The sequence below is a fragment of the Pseudomonas sp. HS6 genome, assembly GCF_023375815.1.
Lineage (GTDB): Bacteria > Pseudomonadota > Gammaproteobacteria > Pseudomonadales > Pseudomonadaceae > Aquipseudomonas.
In genome coordinates this window covers 1,798,828-1,825,314 of record NZ_CP067412.1, presented here as the reverse complement: position 1 = coordinate 1,825,314, position 26,487 = coordinate 1,798,828, and the positions used below count along the sequence as shown (strand labels likewise).

The window sequence follows — 26,487 nt, the reverse complement described above, 5'->3', positions numbered from 1 at the left end:
GTTGTTAGTCCTGCTTACACCGGTTGGCAGAAATCGTCGCTGGCCGCGCGTTGCCGGGGGTTCCAATAATCGGTCACCAGGCCCGCACAAAGACGGGCCGCTCTTTTGGAGCCTGACAATGATTGCATTCACGGTTAACGGCGAACGACGCGAGCTGGATGAGGCGTCCCCCTCCATGCCCTTGTTATGGGTGTTGCGTGATCAGTTGAAACTCACCGGCACCAAGTTCGGCTGCGGCATGGGCCTGTGCGGTGCCTGCACCGTGCACCTGAACGGCGTCGCGGTGCGTTCCTGCCAGTTGCCGCTGGCTGCCGTCGCAGGCCACAGCATCACCACCATCGAGGGCCTGTCGCCCAGCGAAAACCATCCACTGCAACTGGCCTGGGTCGCCGAAGATGTGCCGCAATGCGGCTACTGTCAATCCGGGCAGATCATGTCCGCCGCCGCGCTGCTCAACACCGGCGCACCGGTCAACGACGACTCGATCCGCAACGCGATGTCCGGGAATATCTGCCGCTGCGGCACTTACGGGCGCATCAATAAAGCGATCAAACGTGCGGCGAATGCGCCGAAGGAGGCGTGATGAGCCTCATTGACGGCACCCTTCATGAACCCTCGCGCCGGGTGTTTCTCAAGCAGGCGGTGACGGTGGCGTCCGGTCTGGCGATCGCGTTGTATCTGCCTTCCGGTGCGGCGGCGACTGAATCGAAAACCTCGGCCACTGAGTTTGAACCCAACGCCTGGGTGCGTGTGCTGCCCGACGGCACGGTGAAACTGGTGGTGCACAAGCACGATTCCGGCACCGGAACCCAGACGGCGCTGGCCGCGTGTGTCGCCGAAGAACTGGATGTGAACCCGATGACGGTGCAAGTCATCACCCCGGAAGATCCGTTTTTCGAAACCTATATCCATCCCATCTGGAAAGTCTTCTCCACCGGCGGCAGCACCAGCGTGTCGCTGGAATACGATCGCCTGCGCATGGCCGGCGCCACGGCCCGGGCGCTGCTCATCAGTGCGGCGGCGCAGCAGTGGAAAGTCAGCCCCGAGAGTTGTTCCACCGAAGAAGGCCGGGTCGTGCATGCGTCGAGCAAACGAAGCCTCGGCTACGGCGAACTGGCCGGTGCGGCGGCGCATCTGCCGGCACCGGTAAACGTCACGCTGAAGGATCCGTCGCAGTTCAAGTACATCGGCAAGTTGCGCCACAAACGCGATGCGGCGGCCAAGGTTTGCGGGCGCTTCAAGTACAGCATCGACGTGCAATTGCCGGGGATGCTGGTGGCAGTGATTCAGCGCGCGCCGGTGGTGGGCGCGAAGGTTGTCGCCGTGGATTCGGCGGCCGCCTTGCAGGTGCCGGGCGTGCGCAAGGTGATCGCGGTTCCGGGACGTCCGGACGTGCTCGGTGGCAACCTCGAAGGCGTCGCGGTACTCGCTGAAACATTCTGGGCCGCCCAGCAGGGCCGCAAGCTGCTGGAGATCCAGTGGAGCGATTCCCCGCTGAACAGCTTCGACAGCACCGAGCTGGTCAAGGCACAGATCGCAGCGATCAGCGACCCTGCAACGCAAACCGTCAAAGCCATGGCCCAGGGCGATGTCGCCGGACAATGGCCGGGTGCGGCGAAGCTGCTCGAAGCCGATTACACCATGCCCTACAAGGTGCAAAACCCGCTGGAGCCGATTTGCATCACCGCGCAGGTCAAGGACAAGGCGATCACCTATTGGGGCGGCGTGCAGGTGCCGTCGTCGGCACTGGAAGCGGCGCAGACCGTGTGCAGCATCGGCAAGGACAAGGTCACCATCCATGAATTGGTGTCCGGCGGCAGCTTCGGCGCGCGGGAAGCCAAATACTGGCTGTTCGAAGTGGCCTATTTGGCGCAGAAGACCGGCCTGCCGGTGAAGCTGCTCAACAGCCGCGAAGATGAAATGCACGCGCTGTTCAATCACCCGGCGACTTTGCACCGGGCAAAAGGCGCGCTGGATTCCAAGGGCAAACTCACGGCGCTGCAACTGCATGCGGTGTCGCCGGCCTCGCCGGAACAGTGGGAACCGGGCTATTTCGAACGCCCGGATCACATGGACTACAGCACCACCGAATCGATCACCGCGTGGGACTTTGCCTATCGCCCGCCGCATCTGGAGCTGAACTGGGTCAAGCACGAAAGCAACGTCCCGAGTGGCTGGTATCGCTCGGTCAGCTTCATTCCCAACGTGTTTGCCGTGGAAAGCTTCATGGATGAACTGGCCCATGCGGCCGGTGAAGATCCGTTGGCGTTTCGGCTGGCGAATATGCAGGAGCGGCCACGGCATGTCGCGGTGCTGAAGCAGGCGGCCGAACGCGCCGGTTGGGGTCAGCCGCTGCCGCCGGACACGGCGCTGGGGATCGCCACCAATCAGGGTTACACCAGTTTCATCGCCGTGGTGGCGCGGGTCGCGAAGGTCGACGGTAAGGCACGGGTCGAGAAGCTGACCTGCGTGGTCGACTGCGGATTGGCGGTGTCACCGGGCGGGGTCGAAGAGCAGATTTACGGTGGGCTGATGTGGGGCCTCGGTCATGCGCTATTCGATCGCCTCGACATCCAGCAGGGCAGGGTGGTGCAGAGCAATTTCCACGACTATCGCGTCACGCGCATGTCGGACATGCCGCCCGTGGACATCCTTGTACTCGATGGCCAGCCGGACAAACCGGGCGGTGTGGGAGAGCTGGGCAGCCCGTCGGTAGTCCCGGCGATTGCCAATGCGCTGTTCAGCCTGACCGGGGTGCGTCAGCGTTCCACGCCATTGAACCTGGGGTAAACGGCCATGGACCTGCGATTGCTGCGGTACTTCATGGCGCTGGCCGATGAGCTGCATTTCGGCCGCGCCGCTGAACGATTGCACATCTGCCAGCCGCCGCTGAGCCAGCAGATTCGCTTGCTGGAGGAAGAGCTCGGCACGCCGTTGTTCGAGCGCAGCCATCACCGGGTCGAGCTGACGGCGGCGGGGCAGATGCTCAAGGAGCAGGCGCCGCTGGTGTTCGAACAACTCGAACGAGCGCTGGACCTGACCCGCCAGACCGGACGCGGGCAACTGGGCGAGCTGGAAATCGGCATGATCAGTTCGGTGATGGTCGGCGTGCTGCCCAAGGCGCTGCACCTGTTTCGCGAGCGCTACCCGCAGGTCACCTGGCGCTTGCATGAGATGACCCCGGCGGCGCAGGTCAAGGCGTTGAAGGAGAAGCGCATCGACGCCTGCGTGTTTCGCGTCGGTTATGACGACCCGCAATTGCGCAATGAACTGCTGATCCATGAGCCGATCCATGTGGTGATGCCGCAGGATCACCCGCTGGCCCGGCGCGAGGTGCTGGCGCCCGCCGACCTCGCGCAGGAACCGTTTGTGGCGCTGGAATTGAAGCAGTCGCGGTTCGCCAATTTTCTCTATCAGTGCTGCATTCAGGCCGGGTTCACCCCGCAGATCCGCCAACAAGTGATCGAGGTGCAGACTTTGCTCAGCCTGGTTCGCGCCGGGTTTGGCGTGGCGCTGTTACCCGCATCGATCGAGCAGTTGGCTCCCGCAGGGCTGGTGTTCCGGCGCCTGACCCCGGCGTTGCCGCAAGTGCCGCTGTACGCGACGTATCGGGCGGACGATGCCTCGCCGGTGCTCAAGCTGTTTCTCGATACGCTGCGCGAACTGGTAGATATCTGAAATCAACACTCAATCCCACAGGTGGTTGGGGTATGGATGCAAGAGTGATCGGCACGATCATGGATGCCTGCGGTCGTAATCTTCACACGCGCGCACTTGTGGAGAGCCAATGAGCCGGGACGTCCTGACCACCGAAACCAATCGCCGTCAGTTGCAGCAGATCATTGCCGGCCTGTCCGACGGGGTGATTCTGCTGGAACTCGACCAGACGATTCTCTGGGCCAACGAGGCAGCGCTGGCGATGCATGGCGTCAGCAGCATCGGCGAGCTGGGCATCAACGCCGGGGAATACGTCGAGCGGTTCAATCTGCGTTATCGCAACAACCACACGCTGACGCCGGAGCAGTACCCGATCAGCCGCGTGGCGGCTGGCGAGACCTTCAGCGACGTGCTGGTCGAAGTCACCCCGCGCAGCGATGAAGAACGCACGTGGGTTCACAGCGTGCGCAGCATGGTGTTGACCGATCGCGACGGCGACACTGAGTCGCTGGTGCTGATCATGAGCGACGTCACCGATTGGGCCAACGCCGAACAACGCTTCGAAAAAACCTTCAATGCCAACCCGGCGCCGGCAGTGATCTGCCGCCTCAGCGATTTGCGTTACATCAAAGTCAATTCGGGGTTTCTGGAGATGACCGGCTACACCCGCGATCAGGTGATCGGCGCTTCGACCTATGAGCTGGATATTCTCGAACAAGCCGAGCGCAAGGATCTGGCCATTCAGCGTTTGCGGGATGTCGCGACGATCCCGCAGATGCAGGCTGAATTGCGTTTGCCGGACGGTGGCAGCAAACAGGTGATCGTCGCGGGGCAGCCGCTGGTGCTCAACGACGAGGACTGCATGCTGTTTTCGTTCGTCGACATGGAGCCCCGGCACAAGGCCGAAGTCGCCTTGCGCCAGAGTGAGGAGCGGTTTGCCAAAGCCTTTCGCCTGACGCCGGTGCCGATCCTGATTTGCAGCGCCGACGAGCAGCGGCTGATCGACGTCAATCAGGCCTTTCTCGATACCCTGGCTTACGGGAGCGAGGAAGTGCTCGGCAAAACCGTCGCGCAACTGGATTTCATCGATGAGCCCGCCGCTCGTACCCGACTATTGGCGGCGCTGGAGAAAACCGGTCGGGTCGATCGCGTTGATATTCGGATTCGCAAGAAAGACGCCGAACTGCTGGAGTGCGCGGTGTCCGCCGACACCGTCAACATCCAGGACACGGTGTGCTATCTGCTGGTGCTGATGGACATCACTGAGCGCAAGCGCACCGAGCTCGAGCTGGTGGCGGCGATTGAAGAGGTGATGAAGGATGCTTCGTGGTTCAGCCGTACGCTGATCGAAAAACTGGCCAATGTGAAGAAGGTCAACTCGCCGCAACTGCCGAGTGTGTCGTTCACCGATCTCACGGCCCGCGAGCGTGATGTGCTGGCGCTGATCTGCGAGGGGCTGGCGGACAAGGAGATTGCTGCGCGGTTGAAGCTGGCGCCGAATACGGTGCGCAATCATGTAGCGACGGTGTATTCCAAGCTGGATGTGCACAGTCGTAGCGAGGCGATTGTGTGGGCTCGGGAGCGTGGGTTGTTTTCGGGGGGTGGCCGGGGGCAGCGGTAAGGTGCAAATGCACTAGTTCATGGGGTGCAAATTCGGGTGTTTGACGGGGCGGGCTGTTCTTAGTCTGGTGAGGTGCGATACGAGGTTGTTGTTCGTGATCGTGTCCCCTTTTTCGTTGCTTATGGATCACCCCCGATGAAAGTGTTGGTTGTCATTGAACCAGGCCTGTTGCGCCGTTGTTCGGAGCTTGCGCGATGATTTATCTGGCGCAGTTGCGGGCGCAGCTTGAGCGCAGTTTTTCGCCGTTGGCTTGTGAGTGTGTGGTTGATGGGGATCACTCCCTGACGGTAAAACTGTATGAGCCGGTTTCGGGGCGGGTGGATCTGGTCATCAGCGGGTTGAGCCTTGGTGCGTTGCGGAGTCCTGAGGCGGTGGATGCCTTGATTGATGAATTGCGGTATGAGCTGGAGAGTAATTCTTTGCGGTCGCCGGGGTGAACTTGGCGGCCTCTGGGCCGACCATGTTCTGGGGTGGTTTGGGTGAATATCCGTTTTTCGGGTGTTGCGGCTGGCGGTTCCGCTCTTACATCTATGGTTACCCCCTTTTCTGCAATACTGTTTTTTGATGAGTGGTTGGCTTGCTTTCATCTATCCGGCGTCTGAGTGGGGGTGTAGCCCCGCGCCTCGATGAAAATCGATGCCCGACGATCCTTATTAGCGAGACGGCCTTTCAGCCGTGTAAGAGCCCAGGGTTGTCGTCAGGCCGGTTGGCCATTCACGTCATCAGTTATCCAGCATCGCAAAACCAGGTGGGTGGTGCTCGGGTGACAGCAGGGTCAGGCGTTCATCGCGGTTGGCCCTGCATCGAATTCGGTGTGGTGTGCCGCAATTGCCCACGCGATCCTCGCCAGCTTATTGGCCAGCGCGCAGACCACATGGTTTGAATGATGGTTTTCCAGCAGTCTTCGGACCCAGTCCGCCAGCCAACCTTTCTGGCGGTCCAACTGGATCAGATAGACGCGGGCACACTGGACAAGCAGGCGTCGCTGGTTACGATCACCGCGCTTGCTGATGCCCAGCAACACGGTCCTGCCGCCCGTGGAATGTTGCTTGGGCACTAGTCCGATGGACGCTGCATAGCCTCGACCGCATTTGAACTGCCTACCATCGCCCAGCTCGGCAGCCAGGACGGTGGAGGTGATCGGACCGACACACGGCATTGTCATCAAACGAATCGCCAGATCATCTCCAGCGGCTTGGCACTCCACATCCTTGTCCAGCAACTTGATCTCTTCGTCCAAATACTTGAAGTGTTGATATAGCCTCGTCAGAGTGTTTTTGAAGGGCTGAGCGATTGAGCTCGCTTCAAGCAGCGCCGAAAGAGATCGAATCGATTTGAGGCTCGGGGCCAAGCTGATGCCGACCTCCAGAAGAGCGGCGTGAATCCGATTGACGGCCGCAGTGCGGTCCTTGATAAACGCATCACGTATTGAGTTGAGCATGGCCAGTGCTTGCTGGGCTTGGTTTTTAGGCGGTACAAAGCGCATCGTTGGACGAGTTGCGGCCTCGCAAATCGCTTCGGCATCAGCGAAGTCGTTTTTGTTGCTTTTCACGTAAGGGCGCACGAGATGAGGGGCAATAAGTTTGGGTATATGCCCAAGTTTGGCCACCTCCTGCGCCATGAAATGAGCACCACCACAGGCTTCCATCACGACGGTGCAGGGCTTGAGATTCATCAAGTACTGCATGAGCGCTGACCGGGTGAATTTTTGCGGCAAACCTCATGGCCGCGATCATCCTGCGCATGCAGGTGAAAAGTGTGTTTTCCCAGATCGATGGCGGCGATAGATATTTCGTTCATGGCAACGGTCTCCGGTGAGCCCCCTGTGAAAGCTTAGTGGGCGATCACGGGGGGCAGCGGGGGTAGCCATTTCATTAGCGACTCACTTTTGCAGACGCCCAAAAGTAAGCAAAACGCTGGGCCCCGGCGTTCGGCACCTCGCTTTGGCTCGGTGTTCCTTCGCTCCGGGATTGATCCGGGGGCATCGCCTCCGGTTTGCTTCGCTGCACCTCCTCTCGATGTATTTGGCTTCGCCAAACGGTCGCTGCGCTCCCACCCCCAGATCAATCCCTCCACTCAGCCTGCCGACGGGGCCAGCACGTCAAAAGCGGTACTCGAGCTAACGCTCATCGTGTTGAGTGGTGAGGAGCTGGTTGCGGGTTGCGGGTTGCGGGTGGCTTTGGGTTTGGCTTTGTTTTTGTTTTTGTTTTTGTTTTTGAAAGCTTGAGTTCAACTCGGTATTTCAGGTCGATGTAATTCAGATAGTCACTACGATCGGCTCCCTCTCCCTCCGGGAGAGGGCTGGGGTGAGGGCTGGCTCTTGAGGGTGTTCGAAGAGTTGTGGAACACGCGATCCGCTTGCACCCCAAAATCGACAGCCATTTCCCCCCCAATCCCACCATTTCACTGGCACTCACCCCCCACTGGTCTATAAGGAATGAGTGGTTCGGTTTCCATAGCCGGGCATTTTCACGCTCGGCAACGGGAGTTTTCTTCCTTTCATCGCGGGTCATCCTATGAACAATCCTGGGAAACGCGTGTGTTTTTCGTTGTTGTCGGCTTTCGGTCTGGTGCTGCTCAGTGGCTGCGCCAGTCCTCCGCCCCCTCCGCCGGCCGCGCCGCCTCCGCCCCCGGAGCGTACCTGCCAGGTCATTGAAGCGACCGAGGTCGCCGGTGATGCGTATGCCGACGGTCAAGTGACTCGACACATCTCAACGACCCGTTGCGTCACTCAATAGCCCGGGCGCCTGTGAAGGCGCGGGTCGAGTGGATTGTGCTGGTGGCCGATCTGGTCGGCACCGCGGTGTTTGCGGTCGAAGGTGCTATCGCGGCGATGCGCAGTCAACTCGATCTGCTGGGGGTGATGGTGATTGCCTTCATCGTCGCACTCGGCGGCGGGGTGACGCGTGATCTGTTGATCGGCGCTACGCCGCCCAAGGCTGTGGCTGACTGGCGTTATCCGGCGCTGGCGTTTGCCATGGGCGGGGTGGCGTTTGTTTTTCATGAGCAGGTGCTGGGCTGGTCCGGTTCGACCTTGATCGTGCTGGATGCGGCGGGGTTGGCGCTGTTTGCCGTGGCCGGTGCACAGAAGGCGTTGAACTTCGGCATTTCGCCGTTTGTGTCCATGCTGATGGGCACGATTACCGGCGTCGGCGGCGGGGTGCTGCGTGACATTGTGCTGGCGCGGGTTCCGGTGGTGTTACAGGCGGATTTGTATGCAAGTTCGGCGTTTGTCGGCGCGGCGGTGTTGATCATCGGGCGCAGGCTGGGTGTTCCGCCGGTGGCCGCTGCGTTGCTGGCGGGGGCGGCGTGTCTGTTGTTGAGGTTGTTGTCGGTGCATTTGGGCTGGCAACTACCCAAAGTCCTCGATGCCTGATTGAAACACTGATCCTGTGGGAGCGGGCTTGCTCGCGATGGCGGTGGTTCAGTCGATGCAAATGTTGACTGTACTGACGCTATCGCGAGCAGGCCCGCTCCTGCAATGGGCAAGCATTTGCCTTTGAAATCAGGACAGGAAACCGCCGTCCACGTTCAGCGATACGCCGGTGGTGTAGCTCGAGGCATCGCTCGCCAGGTACAGCACCGCGCCGGCCATTTCGCTCGGGTCGGCTACGCGCTTGAGCGGGATCTGCGTCAGGGCCTGTTTCAGGATCGCGTCGTTCTTCACCAGGGCCGAGGCGAATTTGGTGTCGGTCAGGCCCGGCAGCAGGGCGTTGCAACGGATGCCGAACTGTGCGCATTCCTTGGCGAAGACTTTGGTCATGTTGATCACGGCGGCTTTGGTCACCGAGTAGATGCCCTGGAAGATCCCCGGCGAAATGCCGTTGATCGACGCCACGTTGATGATGCTGCCACCACCGTTTTCGCGCATCAGCTTGCCGGCTTCTACCGACATGAAGAAGTAGCCGCGGATGTTCACGTCGACGGTTTTCTGGAAGGCGCCGAGGTCGGTGTCCAGCACGTTGCAGAACTGCGGGTTGGTCGCGGCGTTGTTGACCAGGATGTCGAGGCGCCCGAACTGTTCCTTGATCCCGGCGAAGACCTGGCTGATCTGTTCCATTTCGCCGATGTGGCAGGCCACCGCTGTGGCTTTGCCACCGGCGGCGATGATGGCGTCGGCGACGTGTTGGCAGCCTTCGAGTTTGCGGCTCGAAACGATGACGTGGGCGCCTTGCTGGGCCAGCAGTTTGGCGATGGCTTCACCGATGCCGCGGCTGGCGCCGGAGACGAAAGCGATCTTGCCGTCGAGGTCGAACAACTGAGTCTTGGACATGGGATTCCCTTGTAGTAAGCCTTGTTATAACGCCGTCATCAGAGGCTGGATTTGGCAATGACCTGCAGGCTCATGTGCTCCAGCAGTTTGTTCATGTGAATGAACTGCGCGAAGCGTTTGTCCTGAGTCTGGCCATGGAAGAAGCGGTAGTAGATCTGCTGCACGATGCCGGCCAGGCGGAACAGGCCGTAGGTGTAGTAGAAGTCGAAATTGTCGATCTGGATGCCCGAACGCTCGGCGTAGTAGTCGACGAATTCGCGGCGGGTCAGCATGCCCGGGGCGTGGCTCGGCTGGCGACGCATCAGTTGCACCGGTGCAGGGTCGTCGGCCTGGATCCAGTAGGCGAGGGTGTTGCCCAGGTCCATCAGCGGATCGCCGAGAGTGGTCAGTTCCCAGTCGAGCACGCCGATGATCTGCATCGGGTTGTTCGGGTCGAGGATGACGTTGTCGAAGCGGTAGTCGTTGTGCACGATGCTGGAAGTCGGGTGGTAGGCCGGCATTTTGTCGTTGAGCCAGGCTTTGACCTGTTCCCAATGAGGTGCGTCCGGGGTCAGGGCTTTTTCGTAGCGCTCGCTCCAGCCTTTGATCTGGCGGGCGACGTAGCCTTCAGGCTTGCCAAGATCGCCCAGACCGCAGGCGTTGTAGTCAACCCGATGCAATTCGACGAAACGGTCGATGAAGCTCTTGCACAGGGCTTCGGTTTTCGCCGAATCCAGGCCCAGCTCCGGTGGCAGGTCCGAGCGCAGGATGATGCCGTTGACCCGTTCCATCACGTAGAACTCGGCGCCGATCACCGAATCGTCGGTGCAGTGCACGTAGGCTTTCGGGCAATACGGGAAACCGTCGCGCAACTGGTTGAGGATGCGGAATTCGCGGCCCATGTCGTGGGCGGACTTGGCCTTGTGGCCGAACGGCGGACGGCGCAGGACGAATTCCTGGTCCGGGTATTCCAGCAGGTAGGTCAGGTTCGACGCGCCGCCGGGAAACTGGCTGATCTGCGGTGTGCCGGTCAGGCCCGGAATGTGCGCCTTGAGGTACGGATCGATCAGGCTGGCATCGAGTTCTTCGCCAGAGCGGATACGGGTGGACTGGTCAGTAAGCGCCATGCTTATCCCTTCTGCTTATTTTGGAGGCCAGACATCATTGGCTAATCTAATGGCGCGCTCGGGCGGTCACAAGCGCGGTTCGGTCTTATAGGTTAGCGTGTTGGACGATAATCACCTTTGGGAATGTGCGCGGCGGGCCGCAGGCGACTAAGGTTTAGCGGGTATGCCGTGTCCAGGAAGGAGCTTTGAAATGGGCTGCCCGCAAGTCTGTGCCAGCGCCACCCTGCAATGCAGTTTCGGCGCCGCGCCGGCGGTGCTCAACGTGCTGCCGGTCAACCGCACGCTGACCGGGGGAATGCCGGCGGCGAACATCATGGATCACATTCCGCTGGTCAACGTCACCACGTTCGGCATGTGCATGAGCATGGCCAACCCGATGGTCGCCGCTGCCACGGCTGCCGCGTTGGGTGTGCTGACGCCGATGCCGTGCATTCCCGCCACCGCCTCGCCGTGGATCCCCGGCGGCGCGCCGACCCTGCTGCTGGGCGGGATGCCGGCGATCGATGCCAACAGCACGTTGATGTGCAACTGGGCGGGGGTGATCAAGATTGTGATGCCGGGGCAGATGCAGATGTTGATTCCCTGAGTCAGGCCTGCGCCGGATCCGTCCACTTGCGAAACCACCAGCGCACCCGGGAAATCGGCTTGCCATCGGCATCCAGCGGCCGCCCGTCCTCGGCGAACCCTTGTTCGGGCTCCATCAACTGCCCATTCAGATAGCGCGCATCCACCGCCGGTTTGCCGTTGGGATGAAAGCGCTGATAGCGCCCCTCACGCACGCCGTCGCGATAGAACTCGGCCTCCGCTACTTGGCCGTCGGGAAAGTAATTGAACGCCTCGCCATGCAACAACCCGCGCCGGTAGGTGGCCTTGCGCTGCAAGAAACCTTCGGGCGCATAAAAACTGGCGACGCCTTGCAGCTTGTCGCGCACAAACGGCATCTGCGCCGAGACCTTGCCGTTGGGGTGATAGAGCAGGGACGTGCCCTGCAATTCGCCCCGACTGTAATTCAGATCCGCCTGTGGGCGACCGTCATCCTTGATGTTCAAAGGACCGTCAAGTTGCCCGTCCTGCAAGCGGCCCTTGAGGTGTTTGTCATCCTGCTGCAAATCCAGCGGTGTGATCGCCATGGCGACTCCTTGTCAGTTGACCTGTACCAGACCGCCCTTGATGGTCAGCATGCCGCCACCGTCCACGGTCTGCGAGGCCGCGCCCTTGTTGGTCAGGCTGATGCCGGCATCATTGGTCAGCGTAGTGCCGGCCTTGTTGTCCAGCGAGGTGCCGGCCTGGTTGGTCATGGCGGTGCCGGCTTTCTGGGTGATCGAGGTGCTGGCCGAGGTTGCCAGATCCGCACCGCTCTTGATCGTGAAACTGCCGCCGCTTTGCAGCGTGAGGGTGCCGCTGACCTTGATTGTCAGGTTGCCGTCCACCGTCAGGCTGTAGTCGCCCGTGACCTTGTCGGTGTAGTTGCCGCCGGTGCTGTGATTCTGATCGGCGCCGACTTTTACCGTGCGGCTGTCCTTCACATCGAGGCTGTCGCTGCCGGTCTGGATGGTTACGCTGCGTTTGCCTTTCTCCAGCGTCACGGTTTCGTCGCCGTCCTTGACCGTGCGGGTGCGGGCGTTCTGTACGGTGAGGGTTTCGTCGTGGCCGACGGTGGCGGTGGTGTCGTTGAGCACGTTGAGCTTCAGGTCTTTTTGCGCTTGCAGGAACACCTCTTCGGCATCCTTCTTGTCCTCGAAACGCAGCTCGTTGAAACCGCCGCCCCCCTTGGATGACTGGGTCTTGATCCCGGATTGGGTCTGGTTGGCGGGCAAGGCATAGGGCAGGGCGTTGTCGCCGTTGTAGACGCAACCGGTGACCAGCGGTCGGTCCGGATCGCCGTCGATAAAGGTCACGATGACTTCCTGGCCAATGCGCGGTACGAACTGCATGCCGAAGCCCTTGCCGCTCCAGGGCAACACCACCCGCACCCAGCAGGAACTGGTTTCGTCGTTCTTGCCATCGCGATCCCAGGGGAACTGTAACTTGATCCGGCCATACTCGTCGGTCCAGATTTCCTCGCCGGACTTGCCGACCACGATGGCGGTCTGCGGATGCATGCGCGGTTTGGGTGTGGTGCGTGGCGGGCGGAACGGTGTGGCTTTGGGGATCGCTTCGAAGCGGTTGCGATAGCTTTCGTGACTGGTGTCGTGGGTGACGTGTGTTACGACCCAATCGATGTTCAGGCTCGCGTCTTCGTGGCCGTCGAGGGTGAACCAATGGCCCGGAATCAGCCAGCGACAGTCGCTTTCGCCGACAAAGCGTTTCTCCTCACTGCGCAAACCGTCGACCCGCTGTTTGGTTAATGCATCACCCCGAGCCTTGGCGTTGTAACCACCGGGATGCTCATAGATCGAGCGCGGCCCGGCCACGGCTTCGGCCTGGCCATAGAGTGAAGTGGTCGGCGTGGTGAACTCGTAGTCCGTCGTTCGATACGCGCTCGCGACAGCCTGCAAGCACACTTGGCCTGAGCGGATGCCGTGCAGCTCACGGTCGCCCATTTGCTGGCCCAGATACTTGACCTTCGGCCCGTTGGGGATCTGCACGAACGCATCGTTGCTGTCTCCGAGCACCAGCGTGTGCTTGCCGTCCTCATGCGTGAAGAACCAGAAGATGCCTTCCTCTTCCAACAGCCGCGAGACGAAGGCGAAATCGGTCTCGCCGTACTGCACGCAGTATTCGCGCGGGGAGTAGCTGCCGGTCAGCGAGAGTTTGAAATCGGTGAAACCGTGTGCTTTGAAAATCGTCGTAACGATGTCCGGCGTGGCGAGATTCTGGAATACCCGGTTGTTGCTGGCCAGGGTCAGCCACCAGAGCCATGGTCTTAATACCAGCTGATAGCGCTCGGCGGTGGCGTCGGCTGGAAGCTGGCGAATCTCGGCGACCAGCGCGTCGAAGGGACGGAGTTGGGCGTCGTTGTGCAGGGTGGTGGTGACATGGGTGGCGACGGCGCTGGTCAGCGTGAGGGGCGTGCCGTCATTGAGGCCGTTGAGGGTTTGTGCGCTTAGTGCGTTGAGCGCTTCATCGCCCGACAACGACTCAGGGTAAAGCGCCGCCAGCGAGGGGGCGGTGAGCGAGAGGCTGGTGTTGCTATCGGTGGAGCGAGGCATGGATTGATCTCTAACGGATAGTGCAATTCATGAACGATGGTTCTGGGTGACCGTCAATGTGGCGGATTAACGTCGAATCCGGTCGCGCAGATCGTTTGTTCATCACCTAGGGTAAAAAACTGTGAGGTATCAGTTGGCGATGCGTAAAAATTTCCGCAAATAAGGCACGTACCGGAGTATTTGGTAACGGCAGAAAACAGAGTGGGCAAATCAATAGTGGCGACGACCCGGCCCTGGTTTTTCAGGTCTGACCCATATTCCGCGATACCGGTGGCGAAAGTCGTGAGCCAGATATCGCACGCCATTCGGGCGACCGCAGGTTGATGTTTGTACTGGCGGATTTTTCCACCCAGTTCCTTGTGCAGCAGGGCCCATTCTCCGGAGTGGTAAACCTGCGGTGGCATGACAGAGTCAGTTTTGAAACCCGGATCAATAAAGATGATGTTCAGGTCGACGCGGTTTTTGAGGCAATATTCGAGCAGGGCAGTGGGGCACTGTTGACGCGTTATGGATTCAGCATTGTGATGTCCATTGTCGTAACTGCCCACGCCGATAAACGTGATTTCGTTAGTGTTGGTTTCGGCTGCCGCCACATGCAGGAATTGTTGCAGGCCGCCGAGGACCTCGTTATCGATCAGACTGCTCTGCGCGGGCAGCACCACGACACTGAAAGTCGTTTCCTTCTGTACGTTGCAGTTTGTCAGTGTCACATTCAGCGCCAGGGTCCTGTTTTGATATCTGACTCTGATGCGCTCGTCCGCTGGAATGGCAAATCCGGAATACTGCTTGTTCAGTGCCAGTGCTACCAACTCTCGTATCGTGTTGTCACCGGTGACCTCCAGTGTGATGATTTTATTGTCGTTGACCCTTGCAAAAACTTGCATTTTTCACTCCGGCGACGATAAGAAATTGAATGGCGCGTTGGCAGGTAAGGGGGCCTAAAGGGGACGCCCCCTGGGCCTAAAGGGGACGGATTTATTTGTTTCGCATAAATAAATCTGTCCCCTTAACTACTCTAAATAAATCTGTCCCCTTAACTACTTGTCCCCTTAACTACTTAACTCAGTTTCCTTAACTCTTATTCAAGTGTTTGAAGCTAAAGGGGACGGATTTATTTGTTTCGCATAAATAAATCTGTCCCCTTAACTGTCCCCTTAACTACTTAACTCAGTTCCCTTAACTCTTATTCAAGTGTTTGACGATTCACAGGATTTCGTCATCTTTATGTCTTGAAATATCCTCGAAGCTTTCGTTTTTCACGCCATTGAACAGGTTTTTTACATAGTTTCCGTAACCTGTAATACCTCCAATTAATGGGCGATTTCCCGCCCCGGATCCTTGCTCTCGGGACTCAGGGGGGGGCGGTAATTCCACACTTGTTTTGAACTGCACCTTCATCCAGGCATTGTAGAGTTCTATCCAGCGGGCACACGGGACGCAGGCTTGCTTCAGTCCGCCGAGATTGACCCGTCGAACGGACATCATTCTTCCTGCCAGTTTTTCCTCTGCCACCATGCGTAGAAGTTTTAGCTCCGCGTGAACAGTGAGGGAGTCTTCCAGTACGTTGATGGCTTTGGCATCGCTGCAGCTTTTTATCAGCAGTGAAGCTCCGTACGGAGGGCAGGTGAACTTTGGATTTGGATCCGTGCCGACAAACTTTCTAAGGAAATACGCCAATTGACGCTTCTCCAACGGTTGATCGCTATCCACTGATATGAGGGTCTTGGCGGTAGTCAGTTGCTTTTCGCTCAAAGGTCTGACGTGCACGTGGCTGGGAGCCGAATAATCAATGGCTTTTTGTTCGGGGCCGCTATATTTCAAGTCGTTTCCGACACCCAGTAGATTAACTTTATCTGCATGTGGCATCGTGTACAAATGATGGCAGTATTTCAGGCACAAAATAAAGCTGCCATGATCGGACACGCCGAACGCCTGCAAAAAGCTGGCAACTCGTGCATGTTCTCCGTTATTGCAGGCGATATAAATATTTTCGCCGATCTGCATACATTGAACTTCTTGAACCGTGGTGCCTTTTAAGTTGTTGCCTGTTCCGTAGTCCCAATCTCTTTCGCGAGTCGCTGCTGCGATGATTGCAGAGAAAAGCACTAGGTCTTGCGCGGAGTAATAGGCCATCACAGATCCCGTTGAGTCATTTTATGGTGCTGATAAGGACAAGCACAGAGGGGCAGTCGAGCGAAGGCTTGAAGTGAATATGCTCACTCCAACACCCATTCCGCCAATTTCCCCGTCACCTGCGTCATCAATACATTCTCGACATCCCGCGCGCCGGCAGCGCTGCATTTGGCGAGCACAGCTTTCACAATTCCCGAATCAAACTCGAACTGTTTGCCGGTCGCCGCCTTGTAGCGCCCGCGCAATTTCTCCAGCTTCGCCAGCACAATCCCTTCCAGGGTCGACTCATCCAGCGGCCGGTACGCGACCACCGTCATGCGTGCCAGAAACGCCGGGCGGAACGCTTGCAGGAGGACTTTGTGCAGCGCTTCGTTGAACGCTTCGGAGCCGATGTGTGCCACCGGGGTGTCGAGCAACAGTTCAGCCCCGACGTTACTGGTGGCGAGCATCACGGTGTTTTTGAAATCGACGACCAGCCCCGTCCCGTCCTCCATCAAGCCTTTGTCGAACACGTTGTAGAACGCTTCCAGAACATCCGGGTGTGCCTTCTCGATTTCATCCAGCAACACCACCGAATACGGTTTGCGCCGCACCGCCTCGGTCAGCACGCCACCGCTGCCATAACCGACATAGCCGGGCGGCGCGCCTTTGAGTTGGCTGACGGTGTGGGCTTCCTGGTATTCGGAGAGGTTGATGCTGATCAGGTTGCGTTCGCCGCCGTACAACGCGTCGGCCAACGCATACGCGGTTTCGGTTTTGCCAACACCCGTGGGGCCGACCAGCAGGAACACACCGACCGGTTTCTGCGGATCGGTCAGCCCGGCGCGGTAGGCCTGGAGGCGCTGGGCGATGGTCGCGAGCGCCGTGGTTTGGCCCATCACGCGCAAGCCCATGCGCTGGCCAAGCGTGCGCACTGCGTGGGCTTCGTCGGCGAGCATTTTGCCGACCGGAATGCCCGTCCATCCCGCGATCACGGCAGCGACGGTTTTGCTGTCGACTTGCTCGGGCACCAGCGGATCGTCCTGGCGAATCGCATCAAGCCCGGCCTCCAGGCGCAGCAGTTCGGCGGCCAGATGGTCGATGCGACTGTCGGTGGCTTCGTCGGGTTTTTCACTGTCGGCGCGTTCACTGAGGTCGAGCAGTTCGCGGCGGGTGTCGAGGAGTTCGCGCACGGCGACGCGCTCTTCGCTCCAGCGGGTTTCCAGTTCACGGATCGCCTGGACGTTGGTCTTCGATTCACTTTCCAGCAGGGTGATGCGCTCGCGGTGATCCAGCCCAGTGGCCTGTTCACGACGCAGGCGCTCAACTTCTTCTTTCAGGCTTTGCTGGCGATGGCGCAGGCTCTCCAGCGGTGGCGGCACGTCGTGCTGGCCGAGGGCGACGCGGGCGCACGCGGTGTCGAGGACGCTGATGGCTTTGTCCGGCAACTGGCGGCCGGAGATGTAGCGGTGCGATAGCTTCACCGCTTCGTGGATCGCCGCATCCAGCACTAGCACGCCGTGGTGTTGTTCGAGCTTGGCGGCCACGCCACGGAGCATTTCCACGGCGGTGATTTCGTCCGGCTCCTCCACTTGCACAAGCTGGAAGCGGCGGGCGAGGGCCGGGTCTTTTTCGAAGTATTTCTTGTATTCCATCCAGGTCGTGGCGGCCAACGTGCGTAGCTCACCACGGGCCAGCGCCGGTTTGAGCAAGTTGGCCGCATCGCTGCCACCCTCGGCTCCGCCAGCGCCGATCAAGGTGTGCGCCTCGTCGATGAACAGGATGATCGGCTTATCGGCGCTGCGCACCGCGTCGATCACCCCTTTGAGCCGTTGTTCGAATTCACCTTTGACTCCCGCGCCTGCCTGCAACAGACCGAGGTCGAGCACCCGCAGACTGACTTCCTGCAAGGAGGGCGGCACGTCCCCGGCAGCGATGCGCAGCGCCAGGCCCTCGACCACGGCGGTTTTGCCCACACCGGGTGCGCCGACCAGAATCGGATTGTTTTGCCGGCGCCTCAAAAGAATATCGATGCACTGGCGGATTTCGCCGTCGCGGCCGACGATCGGATCGATGCGTCCGGCGTGGGCGTCGGCGGTCAGGTCCTGGGTGTATTGATCCAGTACCGAGTCCTGTCGCGGCGCAGGATTTCCAGAAGACACTGAGCGCGGGCCGACGTGCTCGCGGGAACTTTCCGTCCACTCCAGCAGGTTCGCGCGCAGGGCTTCTTTCGGAATCCGCAACAATGACGAAGCACTGTTGAGCAACAAGCTGCGGCGTTCGTCGCGATCGATCAATGCCAGCAACAGCAGCCCGGAACGAATACTGTCCACCCCCAGCACACTGGCCTGTACCACGGCGTCTTCCAACAATCCCAGCGTGTGGGAGGACAGCGCCGGTGTGCGGGTGCTCCCCGCCTTGAATAGATCCAGCGCCTTGTTGATTTCAGCCGTCAGTGCATCCCGCTCCAGCCCGAAACGCGGCAGCAGAAACGCAAAATCACCGCCCTCGATGTCGAGCAGTTCCAGCAACAAATGCTCGATCTCGACAAAGTGATGCCCGCGCTGCAAGCACCGTTGCGCGGCGCGTTCGAGGGCGCGGCGGTTGTCCGGGTTGAGGCGTCCGATCAGGCTGGCCAGTTCCATTTCAGGTGATCTCCAGCTGACGAAGACGGGTTTCGATGCGCTGCACGGTGAGGCTGGCCTGCCGTTGCAAACCGCCGTTCCAGCTCAGCAGCGCCGGGGTCTGGCGACCGAGTTTCAGCGGCCCGGCGCCGCGCACCAGCATCACCAGTTTCACGTCCAGGTCCGGGCCGAAATACAGCGCCGCCAGGCTGGCCAGTGCCGGGTGCGCTTCACCGTCCGGCAAAAAACGCCCGGCCTGCGCCGAGGACAATGGCCCGAGCGTCAGGCGAACCCCGGCATGTTCATCCCAGACCCGCGTGCCGGCCACGGCGGTGCGACCCAGTTGCAGATTGCGTCCGCCAGCCTTCATGACGCTGCGGCTGGCGGGCGGAATTTCACGCCACGCGCCTTCGTAGGCGCTCAATTCCACCGGCACGGCAAATTGCTCGCGGACAATGGCTGCGAACCCCGCCAATGACCGACGGCCATCGGCGTACAACGCAGTGCAGGCCAGAACGGCGCAGTCGGGAATCGCCTGGCGTTCCTGCAGGGACTTGGGCAACAACCCGGTCAGCGCCCGCAATTGCGCCTGCACCGGTGAAGCGCCGGGCGTGATAAACCCGAGGGCGATCCGGTGTTTGCGCATCACTTTGTAGAGCAGGCTGAGCAGCCGATGCTGGAACAGGTCGAGAAACTCGGCGGGTGCGTGATCCTTGGCCCGGGCCCGTTGTTGCAGCCATTCCTGATAGGCATAGGGCAGCGGGCCGTCGGGGCCACCGAGGCCGAACATCGGCGTGTTCAGGGTCAGCGGTTCACCCGGTTTTTCCTCAAGACTTTCGATCTGGCTGGCGGCGAACACAGGCGTCAACGGCCCGCGCAACTTCAACGCTTCGGCCTGCGGCGATGTACCTGAGCCGAGGGAATCGGCCTGCGGCTGTTCGCGCTCCAGCAACAGCAACGCTTGCAACCATTCGAACGCCTGTGGGTCGCGGCGCAGCCGCTGGCCCAGTGTCAGAGCGACAGGGGCATGCCGGCTTGGGGTTGCCATGCCTTGATCTCCTTGTCAGCCTGCATGAGCACCGTGCGCACAAAGCGATTGGCCGTGGCGTACACCGAAAAGAACTGCGCGAGCACCGCCGAGAACAACACCGCGCTGCTGCCGACGAAATGCTGCGGATCAAGCTGTAATTGCACTTCAAGTCCGTTGCGCCAACCGCGCCAGGCATCGGCACCGACGTGGCCGATCGCCCGTTCGCAAGCGAGGCTCAGCAAGCCTTCGATCTGGCGCAGGGCGCTGGCTTCATCACGCAGATTATGCAGATGAAGAATTTCCTTCAGTGCATCCAGCGCCTGCGGCCCTTCGACCAGCGACAGATGATTGAGGGTCAGTTGCGACACCAGCCGCCAGCGCGAATCGCCGTCCAGTCGCGGCAGACTCTGCGGGCTCGGCGGATTGCGCAGGCGTGCCCACGCTACCGGGCCCGGCCGTTCAAACCCCAGCGGCGTACCGGCCGGCAGGCTCTGGGCCAGATACCGATTGGTGCACAGCAGTTCGGCGGTGAGGCTGTAGTCGGGCAGGTCGGTTTGTGGTTCAAAACGGGTGTCGACCACGCTGACCAAAAGATCGCTACCGAGCCGGTTCGGCGACTGGCCACTGACCCGCCGCGCATGCCAGTAACGCTGTTGATCGCCGCCGCTGTGCTGGCTGCCGTAATAGGCGGGCAGGCGTTGCACACCGGCGCTGGAACTGGCGCGCATGCCACGAATGCTGTGGATCTCGACGCTGTTTTCCCGATGGCTGTCAGCGATCAACCGGTACTCGCTACGGGTGCCGTCGGGGCGCAACGGCTCGGAGGTTCGCGGGAACAGATTGATCACCGGCGCACAGCCCAGCGCGATGTCGCTGGCCTGCAAGTGCAATCGGCCGACCGGAGCACGGTCGAAAACGATGTAGAGGTATAGCGTCTGGCTGTCGCTGGAAACGCCGGCAAGCGGCAGGTCGAAGAAGTGGAATTTTTCCGGGAAGGCAAAGTATTCCGCCAACAGACGCATGCCCGGGTGCACGCCGTCTTCGTCCGGCAGTAGCACTTCGTCGTCAGCGAATCCAACGATCTGCGGCAGTCCCTTCACCTTCGCCGGAATACTCCCCGGCGAGCCTGCGACTATCTGCACCGCATGGGCACCGAGCAGGTCATAGAGACCGGCATTGATCACCGGAGAGGCTGCCAGGTGAATGCGTAAGCTTTCGATCTCCAGCTCGGACCATTGGCTTTCGCCCAGGCAGCGCAGGCTCAGACGCAAGGCCGAACGGGACTGCGCCACGCCGGTCAGTGCCTGAGCTTCGTCACTGCCGAGCAGCAGCGCTTCAGTCACTTCGATCGGCCACAGCCGCACGGCGGCACTGGTGCGAAAGTGAATGCTTTCGCCCTTGCTGGTGGTGACGAACAGCGGCGTGTCCCGGGGCAGGGGATAGCCGCCGTCAAGTTTGCCTTTGCTCGGGTCCGGCTCGAATTGCACGATGGCACAGGACGGCAACGGGCGTACGGCCAAGGGGTAGAGCTGCTCCAGCAAGGCATCGCTGAACTCGGCGTAGTCGTCATCCAGACGCCGTTGCAGGCGCGCCGCGAGCAGGGCGAAGCCTTCGAGCAATCGCTCGACGTGCGGGTCCGGGCATTCACCGGGAGACAGTTCCAGACGCCGCGCGACCTTCGGATAGCGCTCGGCAAACTGGCTGCCGGCGTGGCGCAACCAGGTCAGCTCACGTTGGTAATAGTCGAGCAGTTGTGGGTCAATCGAGTCGCTCATGGCGTACCTCCAGCCCTTCGTTGCCGGGCTCGATGACAAATGCCACTGGCCAGTGCTGCTGGCCGCTGCGTAGCTCTCCGACCAGACGAATGCTCAGTTGCTGCGGCTGAGCGGGCAAGGGATTGACCTGAACCTCGCCCAGCAGCAGGCGCGGTTCGAAATGGGTGATGGCTTCGCGAATGTCCCGCGCCAGCCGACGACGGTCATCGCTGCGCTGCTGTTGCAGCGCGCTCCAGTCGGCGATGCCGTAGTCGATCACGCTGGGCGGGGAGGTGAGCGTTCGTGGGCCACGGCGGGTGTTGAACAGGCGCGACAGTTCTGTGTGCACCGAGTCGAGCAGCCCGTGAAGATCGAACGCCTGCGCGACGTCGGACTCGCCGGCCGCGAGGCGTTCGAACAATGGCGCAAGGATGCCGGTGCCGGCCATGACCGGGGCGTCCGCTTAACTGACCAGCTTGTTGGCGGCCAGGTCCCAGGTCGAGGCAGCCGTGCCTTCCTTGGTACCGTCGTCCTTCTGTGCTGTCAGCTCCCATTTGATTTTGGTGAAGTTCAGGGACAGGGTTTCCACCGGTTTGCCACCGGTGCCGCCACTGACGCTGACATTGGAGATCACCACGTTAGTCAGGGTATAGATGATGAACGGCAGTAGTTGGCCGCTGCCTTCGGCAGCGTTGCGGCCGATGGTGATCTTGGCTTCCGGAATCGGTTTGCCGGCGCAGCAGTATTCGTTGAGGGACGGTGTGGAGGTGTCGACGAATTTGGTCAGGGTGAACTCGCCGACATGGGGTCTGCCGGAAGTTCGTTCCGAGTTGCTGACGTCGTTGGTCACCTGCATCGCCACGTTGTGGCTGTAGGACATGACTTCGATCTTGTCCGCGTAGCCCTCGAGCAGGCTGTCGCCTTTGATGTCGCCGCCGAGGTCGAGAATGATTGCATCCATCGCTTGAAACTCCTGAAGGTTATCGCGCTAGTCAAACGGGGGAGCGCCCGCAGGTAAATCCTGCGGGCGCAGGCAGGTCAGGCTGCTACCGGAGGCGGCAGTGTGGCGACCAGGCGGATCGATGCCGTCAGTTCTTCCAGCTGGAAGTGCGGCCGCAGGAACACGGTCGCGCGATAGGCACCGGGTTTGCCGGCGACTTCAGTGACGTCCACTCGGGCCTCACGTAACGGGTACTGCGCCTTGATCTCCTGCGGCGCGTTGTCGTTGATCAGCACGTAGTCGGCGATCCAGTTGTTGAGGTAGGTCTGCACGTTGTCGCGGGTCATGAAGCTGCCGACCTTGTCGCGCATGATCACCTTCAGGTAATGGGCGAAACGCGAGGCAGCGAGCACGTACGGCAACATCGCCGAGATTCGTGCGTTGGCGTTCGCCTCGTTGGTGTTGTAGACCTTGGATTTGTTGGTGGTCTGGCCGCCGAAGAACACCGCGATGTCGCTGTTCTTCTTGTGGCACAGGGCGATGAAACCGAGGTCGTTGAGCTCTTTTTCCCGGCGGTCGGTGATCGCTACTTCGGTCGGGCATTTGAGCGACAGGTCGCCGGAGCTGGTGCGGAAGGTGTGCGCCGGCAGGCCTTCGACCGCGCCGCCACCTTCAGCGCCACGGATCGCCGCGCACCAACCGTACTTGGCAAAGGCTTCGGTGATGCGTTGCGACAATGCCCACGCGGCGTTGCCCCACAAGTATTTGCTGTGGTCGGTGCCGTTAGTGTCTTCGACGTAGTTGATACCTTCCACTGGCGAAGTGTCCGGGCCGTAGGGCAGGCGCAGCAGAAAGTGCGGCAGCACCAACGAGACGTAACGCGAGTCTTCGCTCTCACGGAAGGAGCGCCACTTGATCAGTTCCTGGCTCTCGAACACTTTAGACAGATCACGCGGCACGGCCAGTTCGGTGAAACTGTTCATGTCGAACAGGCGCGGGCTGGCGGCGGCGATGAACGGGGCGTGGGCGGCAGCGGCGACGTTCGACAATTTTTCCAGCAGACCGATGTCCTGCGGGTGGCGGCCGAAGGTGTAGTCACCGACCAGCAAGCTGAACGGGTGGCCACCGAAGGTGCCGTATTCCTCTTCGTAGATCTTTTTGAACAGCGCGCTCTGGTCGAATTCGACGGCTTTTTCCAGGTCGTTCTGCAGCTCTTTCTGCGTCACGTTCAGCAGCCGCAGTTTCAACCGGGTGCTGGTTTCGGTGTTCTGCACCAGCAAGTGCAGGCCGCGCCAGGACGCTTCGAGTTTTTGCAGGTCCGGGTGATGCAGCACCTCGTTGAGCTGGGCACTGATCAGTTCATCGATCTTGCTGATGCGGTCGTTGATCATCGCCACGGTGTCCTTGTCGATGGCCATGCCTTCGTCGAGTACCTGGGTGGCGAATTCCGCGAGCATGTCACGGGCGTAGTCCTGCTGGCTGTCGTCATGGGCCATGCGGCCCTCGGCGATGATCCGGTCAAGCAGGGATAAAGTCTCGGCGGCAGCATTTTCGCTGGCTTGATTCTGGGCGGCGGCGGGCATGGCGAATTCTTCCTCGGTCAGGTGGACGATCAGGCTTGCGGTTCGGCCGGGGCCTCGGCATCAGCTGCCGGGGTAGCGGTGTCAGGGCGGGCCGATTTGATCTCTTGGAGGCCTTCGGTGTTGGCGATGACATCGCGCAACAGCTTGTCCAGATCATCGTTGCCATCGAGTTTGGTCAACAGATCGCGCAGGCGCTGACGGGCCTCGAACAGTCGGCGCAGCGGGGTGACTTGCTCCACCACCTTGACCGGGTCGAAATCGTCGATGTGTTTGAAGTTGAGTTCGATGTTCAGCTTGCTGTCGTCGCCGCTGAGGGTGTTGTTGACTTGCAGCGTGGCGCGGGGGGCGATGGAGGCGAGCACTTCGTTGAAGTTGTCGCGGTCGATTTCGGTAAAACGTCGTTCAGTCAGTTTTGCCAATGGTTCGAGCGGCTTTCCCGAGAGGTCGGCCAGGATCCCGACGACCAGCGGCAATTCCTTTTTCTCGATGGCGTTGCCGATTTCGACGTCATAGGTGATTTGCACTCGAGGCGGGCGAACCCGGTCGAGCTTGTGCTGGGTGCTTTCTGCCATGTCGGCGGACTCCGATGCGATGAGCGGGCGCAATGCATCGGGGAGGCCCGTTCATCGCTTTCCCTTGCTGGACCACAGGTTAGAAAGGGAGGCAGATGACCTGTCGTTCCTTTGACAAACCTTCCACATTCGGCTGTAGGAACCGAACTACCCAAGACGCTAGAACAGGTCTATAAAAAAGCAAGCGAAAAACTTTTTTGGACTGACTCGCGAAAAGGAAAATTCATTTTGTCTGCACGACTTTTTCTAACAATCGGCTTTGCGTTGCTCGCGGGCTGTTCGTTCTTCGGGCCGAAAGTCGACCTCGACAGCTTGACCCTCGACGTTGCGCCCAAGGCCAATGACGACACACCGATCGCCGTGGATTTCATCGCGGTGAACGATCCGGATTTGCTCAAGCAGCTGTCGGGCATCAGCGCCCAGCAGTGGTTCGCCGGGCGCGAGCAGTACCAGCGCGACTACCGTCAGCTGATGAGCGTATGGGGACTGGAGCTGGTGCCGGGGCAATTCATCGACCGCCAACCCTTCCCGCTGGGGGGCAAGCGGGCGGCTGGACTTTTAGTCTTCGCCAGCTATAACACACCCGGAGCGCACCGCTTGCGGCTGGATGATCAGAGCGATGCATGGCTCAAGTTCGATAGCCGCGAGATGAGCCTGGTCAGCAAGGAAAACTGAAACACACCGTCCGCCGCCGGTTCGCGGTGCAGTCGAAGGGAGTCGTATGAGTCTGCTACCTGACGCGGTCTGCTGGCATGAAGGCATGCAACTGTTGCCACAGCATTTTCAGTTGCAGGGCCTGCGGGCCGAAGCGCTCGGCGCGCATCTGGCCCAGGCGTGCAATCCGTGGTTCTTTGGTGTCAGCCACATGGAGTTCGACCCTTCGGCGATGAGTGCCGGGGTGGTGCGCGTGATGTCGTTGCAAGGGACGATGCCCGACGGTTTGCCGGTCAATCTGCAGGCGGGTGTCGGGCCTGCACTGGAGCTGGATGTCGGCCCGTCGATCAACGAAACCGACGATGCGACTGTCACCGTGTACCTGGCGATCAGTCCGTTGTGGCGTGCCGGTCAATTGCTGCCGCTCAAAGGGCGATTGCAATCGGTGGTCGGCGAAGCGCTGCCGGACCTCACCAGTGGTGAATTTCCCGAATCGATCACGGTGTGGCGACCCAATCCGCGTCTGTGCACGCAACTGAACAAGGCCGATTCGATCTGCCTGCCACTGCTGAAAATCCGCAAGGAGGGCGGTGGTTTCCTGCCGTTGCCCTACACACCACCGACACCGGTCCTGTTACCGGAGTCGCCACTGGGTCGTCGGATTGCCGGGCTTTGCGCGCGAGCCCGGGAGAAATGCCTGTTCCTCGGCGGGCGCCTGCGTCAGGCACAACAGTCCGGCAATCAGGACGATGCGCTGGAGATCCGCCGCCAGTTGACCGCGTTATGGACGCGGCTGCCGGAAGTCGAAGGTTCTCTGAACAGCCGCATCGCTCCTCCGCAGGGTTTGTACGTGCAGTTGCTCGGTCTGGCCGGCGCGTGGTCGGCGCTGGACCCATTGGCAGGGGTGCCGTCGTTCGCGCCGCTGGACTTTTTCGAGTTGCAGCGTGGTTACGAGCCACTGCTCGATTGGCTGGAAACCACCCTGGAGCTGATTCGCGCCGGTTACCGCAGCATCGCTTTCGAACGCACCGAACACAGTTTTTCCATTCAGTTACCGGACGAGCAGCCCAGTCAGCGGCTGGTCATCGGTCTGCGCATGCCCAACGGTGCCAGCGAGCAGGCGGCCGGCGAGTGGCTGCGCGGCGCGATCATCGCGTCGGCGCCGCACATCGCGTTGCTCAGCCGCCAGCGAATGAGCGGCCTTATGCACCAGGCCATGAGCCGCAACGAACAAGTGGCCTACAGCGTTGGCGACGACACGCGATTGTTTGTGGTGACGGCCGAAGGCAACTGGTTCGACGCTCAATTGCCGCTGATGATCGCCGCGCCGGCCACCCGGTTGACCAGCAGTCCGTGGCAAGTGGTGCTGTTTGTCGCCCAGAACAGTGAAAGTGCCTGATCACACAAGG

At 60.5% G+C, this 26,487-nt stretch carries 22 protein-coding genes and 1 pseudogene; 9 read left to right on the top strand and 14 right to left on the bottom strand.

Features of this window, described 5'->3' with window-relative positions:
- The first annotated feature begins 118 nt into the window (after nt 1–118).
- The 5 genes from JJN09_RS08345 (at nt 119) to JJN09_RS08325 (ending at nt 5,715) form a co-directional block, all read left to right on the top strand.
- Nucleotides 119–583 carry a (2Fe-2S)-binding protein gene (locus tag JJN09_RS08345; RefSeq protein WP_085602752.1) on the top strand — a complete coding sequence of 155 codons (465 nt, stop codon included), beginning with the start codon at nt 119–121 and terminating at the stop codon, nt 581–583.
- A complete protein-coding gene (locus JJN09_RS08340) occupies nt 583–2,790 on the top strand; it encodes a xanthine dehydrogenase family protein molybdopterin-binding subunit (protein WP_249486717.1) in 2,208 nt (735 codons plus the stop codon). The genes JJN09_RS08345 and JJN09_RS08340 overlap by 1 nt, the downstream gene beginning before the upstream one ends.
- Before the next feature lie 6 nt (nt 2,791–2,796).
- On the top strand, nt 2,797–3,678 hold the full coding sequence (locus JJN09_RS08335; protein WP_207983135.1) for a LysR family transcriptional regulator: 882 nt from the start codon (nt 2,797–2,799) through the stop codon (nt 3,676–3,678).
- Between the two features lie 109 nt (nt 3,679–3,787).
- Complete coding sequence (locus JJN09_RS08330; protein ID WP_249486716.1) at nt 3,788–5,278, top strand: helix-turn-helix transcriptional regulator; 1,491 nt, start codon at nt 3,788–3,790, stop codon at nt 5,276–5,278.
- A gap of 194 nt (nt 5,279–5,472) precedes the next feature.
- Nucleotides 5,473–5,715 carry a DUF1652 domain-containing protein gene (locus tag JJN09_RS08325; protein WP_249486715.1) on the top strand — a complete coding sequence of 81 codons (243 nt, stop codon included), beginning with the start codon at nt 5,473–5,475 and terminating at the stop codon, nt 5,713–5,715.
- A 338-nt stretch (nt 5,716–6,053) separates the two neighbouring features.
- On the opposite strand, the pseudogene JJN09_RS08320 reads toward JJN09_RS08325, so the two are convergent.
- A pseudogene (locus tag JJN09_RS08320) lies at nt 6,054–7,078 on the bottom strand (IS110 family transposase).
- Nucleotides 7,079–8,000: 922 nt separating this feature from the next.
- On the opposite strand from JJN09_RS08320, the gene JJN09_RS08315 reads away from it, so the two are divergent.
- Nucleotides 8,001–8,654 (top strand): trimeric intracellular cation channel family protein, encoded by a 654-nt coding sequence (locus tag JJN09_RS08315; protein WP_249486714.1) that lies wholly within the window; start codon nt 8,001–8,003, stop codon nt 8,652–8,654.
- A gap of 129 nt (nt 8,655–8,783) precedes the next feature.
- On the opposite strand, the gene JJN09_RS08310 is transcribed toward JJN09_RS08315, so the two are convergent.
- Together JJN09_RS08310 and JJN09_RS08305 are read right to left on the bottom strand one after the other, a co-directional pair.
- A complete protein-coding gene (locus JJN09_RS08310) occupies nt 8,784–9,551 on the bottom strand; it encodes an SDR family oxidoreductase (protein ID WP_085687598.1) in 768 nt (255 codons plus the stop codon).
- A gap of 38 nt (nt 9,552–9,589) precedes the next feature.
- Nucleotides 9,590–10,657: a phosphotransferase family protein gene (locus JJN09_RS08305; RefSeq protein ID WP_249486713.1), complete on the bottom strand. Its 1,068-nt coding sequence runs from the start codon at nt 10,655–10,657 to the stop codon at nt 9,590–9,592.
- 190 nt (nt 10,658–10,847) lie between these two features.
- On the opposite strand from JJN09_RS08305, the gene JJN09_RS08300 reads away from it, so the two are divergent.
- Nucleotides 10,848–11,243, top strand: coding sequence for a DUF4280 domain-containing protein (locus tag JJN09_RS08300; RefSeq protein WP_085732036.1), 396 nt, complete (start codon nt 10,848–10,850; stop codon nt 11,241–11,243).
- A 1-nt stretch (nt 11,244) separates the two neighbouring features.
- On the opposite strand, the gene JJN09_RS08295 is transcribed toward JJN09_RS08300, so the two are convergent.
- The 11 genes from JJN09_RS08295 to tssB form a co-directional block, all read right to left on the bottom strand.
- A complete protein-coding gene (locus JJN09_RS08295; protein WP_249486712.1) occupies nt 11,245–11,787 on the bottom strand; it encodes a toxin-antitoxin system YwqK family antitoxin in 543 nt (180 codons plus the stop codon).
- A 12-nt stretch (nt 11,788–11,799) separates the two neighbouring features.
- On the bottom strand, nt 11,800–13,809 hold the full coding sequence (gene tssI, locus JJN09_RS08290) for a type VI secretion system tip protein VgrG (protein WP_249486711.1): 2,010 nt from the start codon (nt 13,807–13,809) through the stop codon (nt 11,800–11,802).
- Between the two features lie 53 nt (nt 13,810–13,862).
- A complete protein-coding gene (locus tag JJN09_RS08285; protein WP_249486710.1) occupies nt 13,863–14,693 on the bottom strand; it encodes a hypothetical protein in 831 nt (276 codons plus the stop codon).
- A gap of 319 nt (nt 14,694–15,012) precedes the next feature.
- The gene (locus tag JJN09_RS08280) at nt 15,013–15,942 is read right to left on the bottom strand and encodes a hypothetical protein (RefSeq protein ID WP_249486709.1); all 930 of its coding nucleotides are present in this window, start codon (nt 15,940–15,942) and stop codon (nt 15,013–15,015) included.
- Between the two features lie 83 nt (nt 15,943–16,025).
- Nucleotides 16,026–18,566 carry a type VI secretion system ATPase TssH gene (gene tssH / locus JJN09_RS08275; RefSeq protein WP_249486708.1) on the bottom strand — a complete coding sequence of 847 codons (2,541 nt, stop codon included), beginning with the start codon at nt 18,564–18,566 and terminating at the stop codon, nt 16,026–16,028.
- 1 nt (nt 18,567) lies between these two features.
- Entirely contained in the window at nt 18,568–19,593 is a 1,026-nt protein-coding gene (tssG, locus tag JJN09_RS08270) for a type VI secretion system baseplate subunit TssG (RefSeq protein ID WP_249486707.1), read from the bottom strand.
- Complete coding sequence (tssF, locus tag JJN09_RS08265; RefSeq protein ID WP_249486706.1) at nt 19,557–21,350, bottom strand: type VI secretion system baseplate subunit TssF; 1,794 nt, start codon at nt 21,348–21,350, stop codon at nt 19,557–19,559. Before tssF ends, tssG begins: the two co-directional genes overlap by 37 nt.
- A complete protein-coding gene (gene tssE, locus JJN09_RS08260) occupies nt 21,334–21,777 on the bottom strand; it encodes a type VI secretion system baseplate subunit TssE (protein WP_249486705.1) in 444 nt (147 codons plus the stop codon). Before tssE ends, tssF begins: the two co-directional genes overlap by 17 nt.
- 15 nt (nt 21,778–21,792) lie before the next feature.
- Nucleotides 21,793–22,290: an Hcp family type VI secretion system effector gene (locus tag JJN09_RS08255; protein WP_249486704.1), complete on the bottom strand. Its 498-nt coding sequence runs from the start codon at nt 22,288–22,290 to the stop codon at nt 21,793–21,795.
- Nucleotides 22,291–22,367: 77 nt separating this feature from the next.
- The gene (gene tssC, locus JJN09_RS08250; RefSeq protein ID WP_249486703.1) at nt 22,368–23,852 is read right to left on the bottom strand and encodes a type VI secretion system contractile sheath large subunit; all 1,485 of its coding nucleotides are present in this window, start codon (nt 23,850–23,852) and stop codon (nt 22,368–22,370) included.
- A gap of 29 nt (nt 23,853–23,881) precedes the next feature.
- Nucleotides 23,882–24,424, bottom strand: coding sequence for a type VI secretion system contractile sheath small subunit (gene tssB / locus JJN09_RS08245; protein ID WP_249486702.1), 543 nt, complete (start codon nt 24,422–24,424; stop codon nt 23,882–23,884).
- Nucleotides 24,425–24,652: 228 nt separating this feature from the next.
- On the opposite strand from tssB, the gene JJN09_RS08240 reads away from it, so the two are divergent.
- Complete coding sequence (locus JJN09_RS08240; RefSeq protein WP_115079969.1) at nt 24,653–25,099, top strand: type VI secretion protein; 447 nt, start codon at nt 24,653–24,655, stop codon at nt 25,097–25,099.
- A gap of 46 nt (nt 25,100–25,145) precedes the next feature.
- Entirely contained in the window at nt 25,146–26,477 is a 1,332-nt protein-coding gene (tssK, locus tag JJN09_RS08235; protein WP_249486701.1) for a type VI secretion system baseplate subunit TssK, read from the top strand.
- Nucleotides 26,478–26,487: the final 10 nt, after the last annotated feature.